At 62.9% G+C, this 15,465-nt stretch carries 15 protein-coding genes; all 15 read right to left on the minus strand.

The genetic code is table 11. The annotated features are described in order from the left end of the window. Nucleotides 1–37 precede the first annotated feature (37 nt). Nucleotides 38–1,201 (minus strand): ATP phosphoribosyltransferase regulatory subunit, encoded by a 1,164-nt coding sequence (locus JHD73_RS15320; protein WP_199031129.1) that lies wholly within the window; start codon nt 1,199–1,201, stop codon nt 38–40. Nucleotides 1,202–1,259: 58 nt separating this feature from the next. Then, complete coding sequence (locus tag JHD73_RS15325) at nt 1,260–1,460, minus strand: DUF2065 domain-containing protein (protein WP_048934328.1); 201 nt, start codon at nt 1,458–1,460, stop codon at nt 1,260–1,262. Nucleotides 1,461–1,538: 78 nt separating this feature from the next. Next, complete coding sequence (hflC, locus tag JHD73_RS15330; RefSeq protein WP_199031130.1) at nt 1,539–2,456, minus strand: protease modulator HflC; 918 nt, start codon at nt 2,454–2,456, stop codon at nt 1,539–1,541. An 11-nt stretch (nt 2,457–2,467) separates the two neighbouring features. After that, the gene (gene hflK / locus JHD73_RS15335; RefSeq protein ID WP_199031131.1) at nt 2,468–3,847 is read right to left on the minus strand and encodes an FtsH protease activity modulator HflK; all 1,380 of its coding nucleotides are present in this window, start codon (nt 3,845–3,847) and stop codon (nt 2,468–2,470) included. Between the two features lie 56 nt (nt 3,848–3,903). Continuing rightward, the gene (hflX, locus tag JHD73_RS15340; protein WP_199031132.1) at nt 3,904–5,157 is read right to left on the minus strand and encodes a GTPase HflX; all 1,254 of its coding nucleotides are present in this window, start codon (nt 5,155–5,157) and stop codon (nt 3,904–3,906) included. 75 nt (nt 5,158–5,232) lie between these two features. Continuing rightward, the gene (gene hfq / locus JHD73_RS15345) at nt 5,233–5,472 is read right to left on the minus strand and encodes an RNA chaperone Hfq (RefSeq protein WP_003263868.1); all 240 of its coding nucleotides are present in this window, start codon (nt 5,470–5,472) and stop codon (nt 5,233–5,235) included. 289 nt (nt 5,473–5,761) lie between these two features. Further along, nucleotides 5,762–7,105 carry a ribosome biogenesis GTPase Der gene (gene der, locus JHD73_RS15350; RefSeq protein WP_021194195.1) on the minus strand — a complete coding sequence of 448 codons (1,344 nt, stop codon included), beginning with the start codon at nt 7,103–7,105 and terminating at the stop codon, nt 5,762–5,764. A 204-nt stretch (nt 7,106–7,309) separates the two neighbouring features. Continuing rightward, nucleotides 7,310–8,476 carry an outer membrane protein assembly factor BamB gene (gene bamB / locus JHD73_RS15355; RefSeq protein WP_199031133.1) on the minus strand — a complete coding sequence of 389 codons (1,167 nt, stop codon included), beginning with the start codon at nt 8,474–8,476 and terminating at the stop codon, nt 7,310–7,312. A gap of 49 nt (nt 8,477–8,525) precedes the next feature. Beyond that, entirely contained in the window at nt 8,526–9,161 is a 636-nt protein-coding gene (locus JHD73_RS15360) for a tetratricopeptide repeat protein (protein WP_199031134.1), read from the minus strand. Between the two features lie 26 nt (nt 9,162–9,187). Then, nucleotides 9,188–10,510: a histidine--tRNA ligase gene (gene hisS / locus JHD73_RS15365; RefSeq protein WP_199031135.1), complete on the minus strand. Its 1,323-nt coding sequence runs from the start codon at nt 10,508–10,510 to the stop codon at nt 9,188–9,190. 62 nt (nt 10,511–10,572) lie between these two features. Next, entirely contained in the window at nt 10,573–11,856 is a 1,284-nt protein-coding gene (gene ispG, locus JHD73_RS15370; RefSeq protein WP_199031136.1) for a flavodoxin-dependent (E)-4-hydroxy-3-methylbut-2-enyl-diphosphate synthase, read from the minus strand. Between the two features lie 53 nt (nt 11,857–11,909). Beyond that, on the minus strand, nt 11,910–13,007 hold the full coding sequence (locus JHD73_RS15375) for a RodZ family helix-turn-helix domain-containing protein (RefSeq protein ID WP_199031137.1): 1,098 nt from the start codon (nt 13,005–13,007) through the stop codon (nt 11,910–11,912). Beyond that, a complete protein-coding gene (pilW, locus tag JHD73_RS15380; protein WP_199031138.1) occupies nt 13,000–13,797 on the minus strand; it encodes a type IV pilus biogenesis/stability protein PilW in 798 nt (265 codons plus the stop codon). The genes JHD73_RS15375 and pilW overlap by 8 nt, the downstream gene beginning before the upstream one ends. Beyond that, nucleotides 13,794–14,945 carry a 23S rRNA (adenine(2503)-C(2))-methyltransferase RlmN gene (rlmN, locus tag JHD73_RS15385; RefSeq protein ID WP_199031139.1) on the minus strand — a complete coding sequence of 384 codons (1,152 nt, stop codon included), beginning with the start codon at nt 14,943–14,945 and terminating at the stop codon, nt 13,794–13,796. Before rlmN ends, pilW begins: the two co-directional genes overlap by 4 nt. A gap of 43 nt (nt 14,946–14,988) precedes the next feature. Further along, on the minus strand, nt 14,989–15,414 hold the full coding sequence (gene ndk, locus JHD73_RS15390; RefSeq protein ID WP_199031140.1) for a nucleoside-diphosphate kinase: 426 nt from the start codon (nt 15,412–15,414) through the stop codon (nt 14,989–14,991). Nucleotides 15,415–15,465 lie beyond the last annotated feature (51 nt).

Raw genomic sequence — 15,465 nt, forward strand, 5'->3', positions numbered from 1 at the left:
AAATTACCGGGTATTCACAGAACGTTATGCAACACGCTCAGGCGAAAGCCTTGCGGGGCTTGACGATCCAGCGCCCGCCCTCTTCCACGAGTTGGCGGTCGTAGGCGAATTCTTCCAGGTCTTCAGGATGGCCGGGCAGCGACTGGATGACGATCTCGCCGGCAGCACGCAGGGCGGCAATGGCCTCGCGCAGCTTGGCGTCGCCCGACCATGGGGCGTGGATGGCGGCCGCACGCGCCTCCACCGGCGAAATGCCGGCGACTTCGCGTAGGTCCAGTGAAAAGCCGGTCGCCGGGCGGGCACGACCAAAGGCCTCGCCGACCTTGTCGTAACGACCGCCCCGCGCCACCGCATTGGGCACGCCAGCCACGTAGGCCGTGAACATCACACCGCTGTGGTAATGATAGCCGCGCAGATCGGCAAGATCGATGTTGACCGCGGCACCTCCAGCGCGCTCGGCCAGCGTGGAGAGATCGTCTAGCGCGCGACCGATGGCAGGCAGCGCCGGCAGTTGCGCACGGGCACGCGCGAGCACATCGACACCACCGTACAGCGACGGCAGCAGGTTGATCGCATCGCGCTGGGCCGCAGGCAGGTCCGCCGTCAGTACACGCAGCGCAGGCACGTCCTTGGACGCCAGCGCAGTGAACAGTTCGTCTTGCACGCTCAGCGCGACCGGCGCCTGTTCCAGCAGCGCAGCCAATACGCCAACGTGACACAGGTCGAGGCGCACATCCGCCAAGCCTGCCGCCGACAACGCAGCGAGCATGAGCTCCTGGATCTCCAAATCCGCTTCCAGACCGGCATGGCCGTAGATTTCGGCGCCAATCTGCAGCGGCTCACGCGTGACGTGAAAGCCGCTCGGACGCGTGTGCAATACCGAACCGGCGTAGCACAGGCGCGTCACACCAGCGCGATTCAGCAGGTGGGCATCAATGCGGGCGACCTGCGGCGTGATGTCGGCACGCAGGCCGATGGTGCGGCCGGAGAGCTGATCCACCAGCTTGAAGGTCTTCAGATCCAGGTCATGGCCAGTGCCGGAGAGCAGCGACTCGATGTATTCCAGCATCGGCGGCATGACCAGTTCGTAGCCGTAGGTGCGGAACAGGTCGAGCATGCGGCGGCGCAACTCTTCAATCTTGCGCGCCTCGGAAGGCAGCACGTCGGCAATGGATTCAGGCAGCAGCCAATTCGTCGGCATGGCAGTCTCGGTCGGAAGTCTCAGTACAGCGGAATTTCAGGAAGCGCGAAAAGGCGGTTCAGTGATGCAGCAGGCGCAACAGGATCAGCCCCACCGCCATCGACACCAGCCCGATCACACGCAGCTTCTCGTCGGGCAGTTCGGTCATCGCCTGGAACGCACGGCGCCAGGCCTGCGGCGCGACAAACGGCAGGATGCCCTCGAATACGAGCACCAGCGCGCACGCGGCCAGCAAAACGGTGGGGAGTGACTCTTCCATGGGATGCAGGTGGCGAACGAACAAAACCCCGGCAAGCCGGGGTCTGTCCGCCTCAAATACGATCAGCGACGCATTGTACTAGCGATGGCGCCCCGACTGGGCAGCCGCCGGTGCGGCCGCCGAACCACCACCGTTCGGGCTGCGCATGAACTTGAAGAAGTCGCTGTTCGGTTGCAGCACCATCACGTCCTTACGGTCGCGGAACGAAGCGCGGTAGGCCTCCATACTGCGCCAGAACGCAGCGAACTGCGGATCGCGGCCAAACGCATCGGCATAGATGTCAGCGGCACGGGCATCACCCTCACCCTTGATCTTCTGCGCATCGCGGTAGGCATCGGCCAGCACGACTTCGCGTTGACGATCCGCATCAGCGCGGATCTTTTCACCTTCGGCCGCACCGGTCGAACGCAACTCGTTGGCCACGCGCTTGCGTTCAGCCTCCATGCGGCGATAGACAGACTCCGTCACGCTGGCCAGCAGATCCACGCGTTTCAGGCGCACATCAATGATGTCGACACCCACCGACTTGCCGTACTCCTGCACCCCCTTGAGGATGCTCTGCATCGCGGCTTCACGGTCAGTGGAAACCACATCGGAGACGGTACGGCGCGCAAACTCATCGCGGGCGATGGAGTTGATCTTCTGCGTCATGCTGTCTTGCGCAAGGCGGTTATCGCCCTTGAAGCTCACGTAGAACAAGCGCGGATCAGCAACCTTCCACTTTACGAACCAGTCGACCAGCAGATTTTTCTTTTCAGCCGTGATGAAGCGGTCCGCGCCAGCCACGTCGATGGTCTGCAGGCGCTTGTCCATAAACACGACGTTCTGCAACGGCGGCGGTAGCTTGAAGTGCAGCCCCGGCTCCTTGATGACTTGCTTGATCTCACCAAATGCGAACACCACGGCGTACTGCCGCTGGTCCACCACGAACACCACCGACGAGAACACCGCCAGGGCAATCACCAGCGCCACGAGGGCGGAAATCAGACGATTCATATGCCCTCCTCTTAGCGGGAATCGCGATCGCGGTTACGCAGCGCCTCGCGCGAACGCGAGTCGGCGTCACTCATCGACGACGGGTTGGAGGGCGTGGGCGCGCCTTGCGCCGAACCGCTGTCCTGCGGCGAAGCGCCGGGGGCAGTTGTCGGGCGAGAAGCATCGCCCTGCGTCTGCGCGATCAGCTTGTCCAGCGGCAGGTACAGCAGGCTGCCGTTGCCATTTTGGTCGACCAGCACCTTGTTTGCGTTGGCGTAGATGTCCTGCATGGTCTCCAGATAAATACGGTCACGCGTGACCTGCGGCGCCTTCGCGTACTCGCGCTGCACAGAGGCAAAGCGAGCCGCGTCACCTTCCGCACGTGCCGTGACACGCGCCTTGTAACCCTGCGCCTCTTCTAGCAGGCGCGCAGCCGTACCCTTGGCACGCGGCACCACGTCGTTGGCATAGGCCTGACCTTCGGAAATCGCGCGCTCGCGATCCTGGCCGGCTTTGGTCACGTCATCGAACGCGGCCTGCACCTGCTCGGGCGGCTGCACGCTCTGCACGTTGACGCTGAGGATGCGGATACCGGTGTTGTAGGCCGCAAGGATGCGCTGAATCGACTCTGCCAAGTTACGGCCGACGGCATCGCGCCCTTCATAAAGCACGGAGTCCATCTTGTTGCGGCCGACAATCTCACGCACAGAGGTTTCAGCGGCTTGCGTGACGAGTTCTTCGTCGCCGCCACGATCCGTGCGGTTGAAGAAGAGGTACTTGACCGGATCCTCAATGTTGTACTGGACCGAGAAGCGCACGTCGACGATGTTTTCGTCCTGCGTGAGCATCGACGAATCCTTCAGATTCGTATCCTTGATCTGCGTGGTGCGGCCGATTTCCAGCGTACGCACGCCCGACAGGTTGACGATCTCGTGGGATTGGATCGGATACGGCAGGCGCCAGTTGATACCCGGCGTGGCCAGATACTTGAAACGGCCGAACTGCAGGATCACACCGGTCTGACCTTCCTGGATGATGAAGAAGCCGCTGGCCAGCCACAGGCCCACCAGCACAGCCAGCAGTACGCCGACACCAAGGCCGGAAGCCCCGCGACCACCATTGGGGCGCAGCGGCGTCGGCCCGCCATTGCCGCCGTCACCGCCTTCCTTGCGACCGAACAGGTTGTTCAGACGGCGATTGAAGTCGCGCCACAACTCGTCGAGGTCGGGCGGACCATCCTGGGGCGGCTTGCTTTGGCGCTTCGGTTCATCTTTGTTTTCGCGCTCGGCGTTGTCGTCGCCGCGACCCCAGCGCGGATCGTTCAGTGAAAGCAGCACGCGCAAGCGGTGCCACATGCCCCGCGCCGGATGGGGCGAGGCCATGGAAGAAGACTGGGGCGAAATCTCGGGCATGAGCGGTTGGGCTTGTCCTGATTGTCTGACTGCAAAGGAAGTAACGGGTGATTCTATCAGCCCTCTTCGTCACCTTCGGCGGAAGAGCCGCCGCCAAGCAAGCTCTGCGACAGTTCGTCACGTTGCGCAGGGAGGTGATCCCGACGGGTATCGAAGCGCGGATCGAAGTCACCACCATGCGGCGCCGGGTTCTCGCGCAGGCGAATTGCCGTCTCCACCAGCGCTTCACGCAGCAGATCCAGCCCGGCGCCCTCGATGGCGGACACAAACACGCGTCGCACGGCACCGTTTTCGTCACGCTCGATACGCGGGCCCTGAGCGCGCAACTCCTCGGCCGCGTCGATCTTGTTCATCACCAGAATCTGCGGGATACCACTGGCATCGATCTCAGCGAGCACGCGGTCCACCTGTTCCATCTGCTCGTGCTTGACCGTACTGGCCGCGTCCACCACGTGCAGCAGCACGTCGGCGTGCACGGTTTCTTCCAGCGTGGCGCGAAAAGCCGCCACCAGTTGCGTCGGTAGATCCCGGATGAACCCAACCGTGTCGGACAGCACGACGTTGCCCAGCCCCTCCAGGTACAGGCGGCGGGAGGTCGTATCCAGCGTGGCGAACAGTTGGTTGGCAGCGTAGGCGCGCGCCTTGGTCAGTGCGTTGAACAGCGTCGACTTGCCGGCATTCGTATAACCGACCAGCGAGACGGAGAATGCATCATTGCGGCTGCGCGAACGGCGTTGCGTGTCTTGCTGGCGCTGCAGCTTGTCCAACTCGGACGACAGGCGCTTGGCGCGCTCATCCAGCATCCGGCGGTCCAACTCAAGCTGGCGCTCACCCGGGCCGCCACGCAGGCCGACCCCGCCCTTCTGACGCTCCAGGTGGCTCCACGCCCGCACCAGACGTGCCGCCTGGTAGCGCACGCGCGCAAGCTCCACCTGCACCTTGCCGACATGGCTCTGCGCGCGCTGGCTAAAGATGTCGAGGATGAGGCCTGTCCGGTCCACCACGTGGCGACCGAAAAAGCGCTCGAGGTTACGTTGCTGCGCGGGGCTCAGCGCATGGTTGAAGATGACGATCTCGGCGTCCTCCTCATCCGCGGCAATCTTCACCTCCTCTGCCTTGCCCGAGCCGATGAACAGCGATGCATCGGGCCGGGAACGTCTGCCAGTGACGGCGCGCACGGGGACGGAGCCAGCCGTGGAAGCCAGCAACGCCAGTTCACTCAGGCTTTCCTGAAAATCATGTTTGCCGAAATCGACCGCAACCAAAATAGCGCGCGTCGGCTCCGAGCTGGAGGTGGGATGGGATGACAAGCGGGGGAAATAAAGAAAGGAGAAACCGAGGTGGGTGCGCCCCGCCGCGCAGAGGGCGGCGGGAGCGAGGCAGGATCAGGCGTCGGACGCTTCGTCCACGCGGAAGTTCACGGCACGGGCCGGCACCACGGTGGAGATTGCGTGCTTGTACACCATCTGCGTCACGGTGTTGCGCAGGAGCACGACGTACTGGTCGAACGACTCGATATTGCCTTGCAGCTTGATGCCGTTGACGAGGTAGATCGACACCGGCACATGCTCCTTACGCAGCGCATTCAGAAACGGGTCTTGTAGCAATTGCCCTTTGTTGCTCATGGCACACTCCAGATTTATAGGTTTAGTGATGGGTTATGGGGCTGGGAAGCCCGGGTTCAAGCAGGCGACGCAAAAAAAGTTCGTCAAAAGAGTCCGCCAGGTGAATCTAAACGACACCAATGGCGCACGAGGCGCCATGTTTCGTGAATTTAGCCTTAGAAATCAGGGAAAGCAAACGGAAAACAGCGCTGACTTCGCCATACGAAATGGCTAGCTCAGCCTTCTGATGCTCCCCCATTCGAATGCCCCGGCGCGCCCCGCCCTCATTCGAGCACGGCTTGGCACGCGCTCACTCGTTGGATTGGGCGTACGGGTTTTTGTTCGTACGAAATTCGATTCGCAGCGGGGTGCCCTTCAGTTGGAAGGCCTCGCGGAAACGCCCTTCCAGGAAGCGGCGGTAAGTGTCGGGAATGTTCGACAACGCATTGCCGTGGATCACGACAATCGGCGGGTTGGAACCGCCTTGGTGCGCATAGCGCAGCTTTGGACGCGAGACACCTGCGCGACGCGGTTGCTGGAATTCGACCGCCTCTTGCAACACGCGGGTGAGCTTGGGCGTCGGCAGCTTGACCATGGCGGCAGCGTAGGCCGCGTCCACCGACTTCAGCAATGCGCCGATACCCGTCTTTTCCTTGGCCGAGACGTAATGCACGTTGGCGAACGACAGGAACTGAAGCTTGCGCTCCAGATCGTGCTTGATACGGTCCCGCGCGTGGCCCGTAAGTCCGTCCCATTTATTCACGCCAACCACCAGCGCGCGGCCCGACTCGACGATGAAGCCGGCGATATGTGCGTCCTGGTCGGAAATATCCTGCTGCGCATCGAGCAGCAGCACCACCACATTGGCATCTGCAATCGACTGCAGCGTCTTGACCACCGAGAACTTCTCGATCGCCTCGAACACCTTGCCACGCTTGCGCAGGCCGGCCGTATCGATGAGCGTGTACGGCTTGCCGTTGCGCTCGAAATCCACATAGATGGAATCGCGCGTGGTGCCCGGCATGTCGAACGCAATCACGCGCTCCTCGCCGATCAGCGCGTTCACCAGCGTCGACTTGCCCACGTTCGGGCGGCCGACAATGGCAATCCGCGTACCGTGGCTATGCGCGTCGGCTGCCTCGGCAAGCTCCGGGCGCTCGGCAAACGCAAGGTCGAGCGCTTCCGCCACCAAGTCGTTGACGCCATCGCCGTGCGCAGCCGAAATGGCCGCCGGATCGCCCAATCCGAGCTCATAGAAATCGGAAGCGACGGCGGTGTACCGCATGCCCTCGGCCTTGTTGACGGCCAGAAGGATGCGACGCCCAGTCTTGCGCAGATAATCGGCGATCACGCGATCCTGCGGCGCCAGACCCAAACGACCATCGACGATGAAGATGACCACGTCGGCCTCGACCACAGCCTGGCGCGTCTGCTTGGCCATCTCGGCGACGATGCCCTCTTTAGCGACGGGCTCGAAGCCACCGGTATCGATCGCGATGAACGGACGCTCGCCGATGCGACCCTCGCCGTAGTGGCGGTCGCGAGTCAGGCCAGGGATGTCCGCAACCAACGCGTCACGCGAGCGCGTCAGACGGTTGAACAGGGTCGATTTGCCGACATTCGGCCGCCCCACGAGGGCAATGACTGGTTTCATGCTTGTGTACCGTGCGCGAATGGCGTCACGGCAAATTCCGGTTGTTGCAACTGCGATTGGCATCTGTACGGCTTAATGCCAGGATGGCACAGATGCAAGACGCCCGCGGGGTACGCGGGCGCGGGTTCGAGGCGCCGGCAACCTGCCTGCCGCCCCGAGTGATTCGTTTGCCGCCGCGGTGTCATCTGCACGCGACGGCAGGTGTTATTTCGGCAGGTAGCCGTAGACGCCACCACCGCGCGTCTGCACCACAAGCGTCTGGCCGACCACCACCGGTGCTGCGCTAATGGCGCTGCCGTCCACCTTCACGCGGGCGACAAACTTGCCGCTGTCGCTCGCCAGGAAGTGCAGCCAGCCTTCGAAATCACCGACGATGACCGCACGACCGAATGCCAGCGGCGCGCCCAGATCACGCCACAGCAGCGCGTCGTTCTTCCACAGGTCTGCGCCGTTCTGAGCATTGAAGCCATAGACGATTGACTTCTCATCCGCCGCAAACAGCGAACCGCCGTCCTGCGTCACGCCGGTCGGCGAGGAGAAGTCGCGGCCCCAGCGCGGAGCACCCGTGCTGACATCGAAGCACGCCACACGTCCCTGGAAGCTGGCCGCGCAAACCTGCTGACCATCGATCGACGGCGCCCCCGTCACGTCGTTCAGGCGCTCAATTTCCGACACGCCACGTGGATACGATACCGCTGCTTCCCAGCGCAGCGCCCCATTGCTGGCCGCTAGCGCACCCAGTTTGCCACCGGCAAAGCCCAGGATCACATTGTCACCGGCAAAGATCATCGGCAGGCTGCTGCGCAGGTTCAGTGCCGATGGCGAGCGTTGATAGATCCACTTGCGATCGCCATTGCTGCCATCCAAGCCGAGAATGCGACCATCGGTCGTACGCACAATCACCAAGCCCTGCCCGACCAGTGGAGCGGTCAGGACTTCACCGTTGACCGTGCTCTTCCACTTCTGCACACCCTTCTCGTCGAACGCTACGACGGTGCCCTTCTCGCCGGCCACAGCCGTCAATGTGCCGTCGCTGCCCGGGCCGGAGGTCAGATCGACATCCGCCTTACCCTGCCACACGGTGCGGCCGGTCGCGCCATCCAGCGCCGACACCCCGCCGTTGGCGGCCGACACGTAGACGTTGTTGCCCCAGACGAACGGCTGCATCACGTAGCGGCCACTCTTGCCGACGCTCACGCTCCACGCCTGGCTCACGGCCAGCACCTGCTGAACTTCCTTCAGCTTGGCGGGCTCATGCTTGACCTTGCTGCTGAACAGCGAGCAACCACCCAGAACGGCCGTCGCCGCCAGTGCCAGCACTGCGACACGCGCAGCGCGCGCGAGACCACCCTGCTCAAGTGCGTGAATCATGAAATCGAGATCCTTTTTGTTATGCGTTGAGGTGCACCAGCGTTACCGGTCAGGCACCGCCCAGGGCATCCAGCTTGAACTGCACGATCTGGCGAGCCGAAGCCTCCGTCGGACCGAATTTCTCGAGCGCCAGCTTGTAGGCCGTACGGGCATCTTCGGTCTTGTTCTGCGCGGCAAGCAGGTCGCCACGACGGTCGGCAAACAACCCGGTAAACGCCGGTGCAACGTCGCCCGAGACTAGCGCGAGGCCCTGATCGTAGGCTTTCTCGTCAAGCAGCAGACCTGCCAGGCGCAGCTTGGCGAGAGCCTTGTACTCGTCATCGTGTGCGTGGTCGATGGCCCATTGCAACTGCGCCTTCGCGCCCACGGCATCGTTAGCCTCGTACAGCGCCTTGGCAGCAGCCAGCGCAGTCATCTGCGCGTAAGCGGTCCTGCCAAATTTGTCTTCCATGTCGGTGGCGGCACGCTTGATCTTCTCGGTGTCCTTACCATCGACAGCCTTCTGCACCTGCTCATACAGTACGGACGCTTCGCCCGCCTGCTTGCGCTGCCAGTTCTTCCAGCCAAACCAGCCAGCCACAGCCAGCAGCACCACGATGGCGATCCACGTCACCACGTTGCCGTTGTCGCGCCACCAGTGCTTGAGGCTCTCTAGTTGTTCCTGTTCTTCGAGATCGTAGGCCATGCTTTGCAGAGCTTGAGGTTTTGGAGTTAGTCGCTGTTTGCCACCATGGCATCGATCAGGCGGTCGACCAATTGGTCAGCCGGCACGGTCTGCTGGGCATCGGCATTCGGATCGCCGCGCAGCGGCTTGATCTGTGCCACGCCTTGGGCAACTTCATCGTCGCCAATGATAACCGCATAGGATGCACCACTTGCGTCGGCACGCTTGAACTGCGACTTGAAGCTGCCGTTGCGCCCTTCCGCCGAGGCATGAAGGATGACGTCCAGGCCGGCATCACGCAGGCGCTCGGCAGCCACCAATGCCTGCACCTGCGCTTCATCGCCCTGGTGGACGATGTACACGTCGCAACCCTGCGCTTCCGGCTCCAGCTTTTCTTCACGCAGCAACTCGATGATGCGCTCGACGCCCATCGCCCAGCCGCATGCGGGTGCCGGCTTGCCGCCGATCTGCTCGATCAGCGGGTCATAGCGGCCGCCCCCGGCCACGGTACCTTGCGAGCCGAGCTTGTCGGTCGTCCACTCGAACACCGTGAGGTTGTAGTAGTCCAGCCCACGCACCAGGCGCGGATTGATCGTGAACGGAATGTTGTTCGCCTTGAGCAGCTTCTGTACGCCGTCGAAGTGCGCGCGCGACTCGTCGCCCAGATAGTCGATCAGCTTGGGTGCGCCGGCCGCCATGGGCTGCAGCGCAGGGTTCTTCGTGTCGAGCACGCGCAGCGGATTGGTGTACAGGCGGCGCTTGCTGTCTTCGTCGAGGATGTCCTGGAAGCCTTCCAGATACTTGATGAGATCGGCACGGTGCGCGGCGCGCTCCTCCGCTTGGCCGAGCGAATTCAGCTCAAGCTTCAAGCCGACCAGGCCGAGGTCATCCCACAGGCGCTGGCACATGAGGATGACTTCGGCGTCGATGTCCGGGCCGGCAAAGCCCAGAGCCTCCACGCCCACCTGGTGAAACTGGCGGTAGCGGCCACGCTGTGGCTTCTCGTGGCGGAACATCGGGCCCGTGTACCACAGGCGCTTCGGGCCGTCGTACAACAGGTTGTGCTCGATCACTGCGCGCACAGCGGCGGCGGTCCCTTCCGGGCGCATTGTCAATTGCTCGCCATTCAGGCTGTCAGTGAAGGAGTACATCTCCTTCTCGACGATGTCCGTCACCTCGCCGATGCCACGCACGAACAGCTGCGTCTGCTCAACGATCGGCGTGCGAATCTGCTGATAGCCGTAGGCGCGCAGCATGCTGCGCACGGCGTTGTCGAAGTGCTCCCACAGCGGGGCGTCACTGGGCAGCAGATCATTCATGCCTTTGACGCCAGCGATCTTTTGCACGCGTTGTTGTTTCGGTTCGCTCATGATGTCACGTTAAAAGCCGGCCCCTTCCGTAGGGCCGGCTTGTCGTTTCTTGCTGTGAAGCCTTATGCCGTCTCGATTTGCACGCCGTAATGCGTGCGCACGTACTCGTCGACGATCGTCTGGAATTCTTCTGCGATGCGCTCCCCGCGCAGCGTCTTCACCTTCACACCGTCGACAAACACCGGCGCTGCCGGTGATTCACCCGTGCCCGGCAGGGAGATGCCGATATTGGCGTGCTTGCTCTCACCGGGCCCGTTGACGATGCAGCCCATCACGGCCACATTCATCTCTTCGACACCAGGGTGCGTGACCTTCCACGTCGGCATCTGCTCGCGCAGGTACGACTGGATACGCGCAGCCAGCTCCTGGAACACCGTGCTGGTCGTACGTCCGCAGCCAGGGCAGGCGATGACCATCGGCGTGAAATTGCGCAGGCCCATGGTCTGCAGGATCTCCTGCGCCACGATGACTTCCTTCTCACGCGGCGCGCCCGGCTCGGGCGTCAGCGAAATGCGGATCGTGTCGCCAATGCCCTCTTGCAACAGCACCGACAGCGCGGCCGTCGAAGCGACGATGCCCTTGCTGCCCATGCCAGCCTCAGTCAAACCGAGGTGCAGCGCATAGTTACAGCGGCGCGCCAACTCACGGTACACCGCGATCAGATCCTGCACGGCCGAAACCTTGCATGACAGGATGATCTGGCTACCCGGCAAACCAATCTCTTCCGCCTTCTGCGCAGACTGGATCGCCGAGGTGATCAGCGCTTCAACCATCACGGTACGGGCATCCCACGGCGTCGCACGCTGAGCGTTCTCGTCCATGATGCGTGCGAGCAAATCCTGATCCAGGCTGCCCCAATTCACGCCGATGCGCACTGGCTTGTCGTAGCGGCACGCGATCTCGATCATCTGCGCAAACTGCGTGTCACGCTTCGCGCCCTGCCCCACATTGCCCGGGTTGATGCGGTACTTGGACAGCGCCTGCGCGCACTCGGGATAGTCCTGCAGCAGTTTGTGACCGTTGTAGTGGAAATCGCCCACCAGCGGCACGTCCACGCCCATGCGATCGAGTTGCTCGCGGATGGCTGGCACTGCGGCAGCCGCAGCCGGCGTATCCACCGTGATACGCACCAGCTCAGAACCGGCGCGCGCCAACTCCTTCACTTGGATCGCGGTGCCGATGGCATCCGACGTATCGGTGTTCGTCATCGATTGCACGCAGACCGGTGCGGCGCCGCCAACGTGAACGATACGGTCACCCCAGCGGATTTCTGCCGCACGCGAGTTCCGGCGCGGCAGCGGACCGGGCAAGGCGGGAGCGCAGTCGAGAGGCGTGGAGGTTTCCATGATCAGACAAGGCGCGACGCCCAGTCAGGCGCCACGCCATTCAACAAAACGGTTCAGGGCAACGTGGCCCGTGCCACGCGATTGCGGGCGTACTTCTGGATGTCGACCGATGCGCCACCAACGGTGAGCGATTCAACGGCCTCGGCATTGCCAAAAATGACCTTGAATGGCGGTGTGCCGGTCAGGTCACGCGCGTCGCCCTCCTTGGCCAAGCCGCTGGCGAGCGTCTTACCGGACTTGTCCTTGACCTCAAACCAAGAGGCGCCCGAGAAACGCACCGAGACTGTGCCGTTACCCGTTGCCGACTCTGCCGGTTTGGCGGCTTCGCTCGGTGCAACAGCGGCAGGGGCATCGACATTGACCACTGCAGGCTTGGCGCTGGTAGCTGCGGCGACAGGCGCCAGTGCGGCGTCCTTGCCATTATCCGAGCGCGGCAGCGTAGGCGGCGGCGCCAGCGGCGCGGTCACGACACCGGAAGCTGGGGCAGCCGGTACCACGGGCGTCAGCGGCGTCGGCATGGATGCGGCCGGCGTTTCCGCTTGGGCGGGTGCGGGCGCTTGCGCCGCCTCGGCCGATGCCGGTTGTTGTTCAACCGGCGGCGCGGTTTCCTTCGCGGCAGATTCGGTGGTTTGGGTGGCAGCGGTCTGCGCGGCAAACCATTGCTTCAGACGGTCCATGCCGACAAGTGCTCCGCCAGCCACAACCACAGCAACCAGCAGCCCAATGAGCCAGCCACCGCCACCGCGACGCTTGGAAAAGCTCGGCTTGTCGGAGAACGACTCACCCAGCCCGCCTTCGGGACGCAAACCGATATTGGTAACCGGGGCGCGCGCGTTCAGACGGACAAGCTGGTCGTCGACGTCGACCTGCAAAACGCGCGCATAAGCGCGGATCAGCCCCTTGGCGAAGGTCATGTCCGGCAATGCGCCGACATCCGCGGCTTCCACGGCCAACAGCTTGCCTGGCGCCACCTTCAGGCGTGTGGCCAGGTCTTCGACCGTCAAGCGCTGGCGCTCCCGGCCAGCGCGCAGGCGTTCAGCAATCTCGCGCAGCGCATCGTCGCGCTCCGGCGATACGGCTGCAGGCGAACCCGAGGCAGGCGCGGCACCTTGAGAAAGGTCGGCGGCGCTTGCCACGTCGCGGTCAGTCATCCCACGCTCCTCGTTCGAAAGCCGCCTCTTCGGGCGCATTGGGGAAACGGCGCTGCAGTTGCGCGCTCCATGCATTCTGTTGCGAGATATCACCCACGCGGCGCGCGATGCGTGCGCCCAGCCACAGGCTCTCTGCCGTCGGATTGCCGCGGCCGTTCACGCGCTCAACGAACGGCATGGCACGCGAATACTCGCGGCGCTTGTAGTAGAGCTGTGCCAACGTCATGTTGGTCAGCGGGTTGTTGGCATCAATGTAAGTTGCACGGGTGAGGCTCTTCTCGGCGCCATCCAGATCGCCCTGCCGCATCTGGCAAACGCCCAGATTGGTCCACGGCTTGGCCGGGCTGCCCGCTGCCGGCGCCTCGATAGCCTGACGTAGCATCGCCATGCCCTGATCGGGCTTGCCACCCTGCGAGCACAGGAACCAGCCGTAATTGTTCAGCAGATCGCCGTCTTGCGGCGTCGAGGCCAGAGCGCTACGGAAGCTGTCGTCAGCCTGTTCGCGCTGACCCAAGCTCATGTAAGCCAACGCCCGAATGTGATACGCACCCGGCACGTTCGGGTCGATGGCGATGGCGTTCTTGATTTCTTCAAGCGCAGTTGCAGCCTGACCAGCTTCCAGATACTGCGTCGCAAGCTGCAATCGGATCGCGGCACGACGGCCGGTGTCTGCCTTTTGATCGGGGACGGTCGTGACTTCTCGTGTCTGTGTCTGGACCGGCGGCGGCAATGCGCATCCGGCGGCTGCCAGCGTAAAGACCAAACTGACAGCAGTCGACCAACGCTTCATGCGGTACCCATGCGGTGAGTGGAGTCGGCCCCAACCACGGGGATCTCGACGATCTTGCCAAACTTGCCGCGCTCAGCCAAGCGCGTGCGATCCTTGACCTCGCCAGCCAGTTGGCCGCAGGCCGCATCGATGTCGTCGCCACGCGTCTTGCGGATCGTGGTGACGATGCCGGCGTCCAGCAGCACTTGCGAGAAACGACGGATCTGCTCGTTGTTCGAGCGCCTCAACCCGGACTCAGGGAACGGGTTGAACGGGATCAGGTTGAACTTGCACGGCACGTCGGCCACGACGCGCAACAGTTCGCGGGCATGCTCGACGGTGTCGTTGACGCCATCCAGCATGCAGTATTCAAAGGTGATGAAATCGCGCGGCGCGAACTCGAGATAGCGGCGGCAGGCTGCCATCAGTTCGGCCAGCGGGTACTTCTTGTTCAGCGGTACAAGCACGTCGCGCAGCGCATCGTTGGAGGCATGCAGCGACACCGCCAGCGCCACCGGCACATCGTGCGCGAGGCGGTCCATCATCGGCACCACGCCGGAGGTGGATACCGTCACACGTCGGCGCGACAAGCCGTACGCGTTGTCGTCCAACATCAAGCGCAATGCGGGCACCAAGGCATCGTAGTTCAGCAGCGGCTCGCCCATGCCCATCATCACCACGTTGGTGATGACACGGTCGTCTTTGGGGCCACGGCCAAGTTGCTTGCGCATGGCGAATTCGGCCATCCAGAGCTGGCCGATGATCTCGCCCGAGCTGAGGTTGCGCGAAAACCCTTGCTTGCCGGTCGAACAGAACCGGCAGTTGACGGCACATCCCGCCTGAGACGACACGCACAGCGTGCCGCGCGTCTCTTCGGGGATGTAGACCGTCTCGACGGCATTGCCCTGCCCCACGTCGACCAGCCACTTGCGTGTGCCATCCGTCGAGAGGTGATCGGAAATGACCGCCGGTGCCTGGATGTTGGCACGGGTCGCGAGCTTTTCGCGCAGCGACTTGGCGAGATCGGTCATCTCGCCAAAATCAGACGCACCCGACTGGTGAATCCAGCGCTGCAATTGCTTGGCGCGGAACGACTTCTCGCCCAGGCTCTCGCAGTACGCGAGAAGGCCCTGTGCGTCGAAATCGAGGAGATTCACCACATCGTTCATGACTTGCAACCCGAAACTACCAATCCCAGTCTAGTGTTGACGCTTAGCGGCTGTAAATGTTCAGGCCGGGGAAGAAGAAAGCGACTTCTACGGCAGCCGTTTCAGCAGCGTCCGAACCGTGCACGGCGTTGGCGTCGATGCTGTCAGCGAAGTCAGCGCGGATCGTGCCCTTCTCTGCCTTCTTCGGGTCGGTTGCACCCATCAGGTCACGGTTCTTGGCAATTGCATTCTCGCCTTCCAGGGCTTGCACCATCACCGGGCCCGAGATCATGAAGTCCACCAGATCCTTGAAGAACGGGCGCTCCTTGTGCACGGCGTAGAACTGCTCGGCTTCAGCGCGCGACAGGTGGATCATTTTGGCCGCGACGACCTTCAGGCCTGCGCCTTCGAAACGGGCGTAGATCTGGCCGATGACGTTTTTGGCCACTGCGTCCGGCTTGATAATCGAGAGGGTGCGTTCGATCGCCATTAAAAACTCCAAAAAATGAAGGTGTTACGTGAAAGATAAACGTTAGATTCT

It is taken from the genome of Ralstonia sp. ASV6 (assembly GCF_016429285.1).
Taxonomy (GTDB): domain Bacteria; phylum Pseudomonadota; class Gammaproteobacteria; order Burkholderiales; family Burkholderiaceae; genus Ralstonia; species Ralstonia flaminis.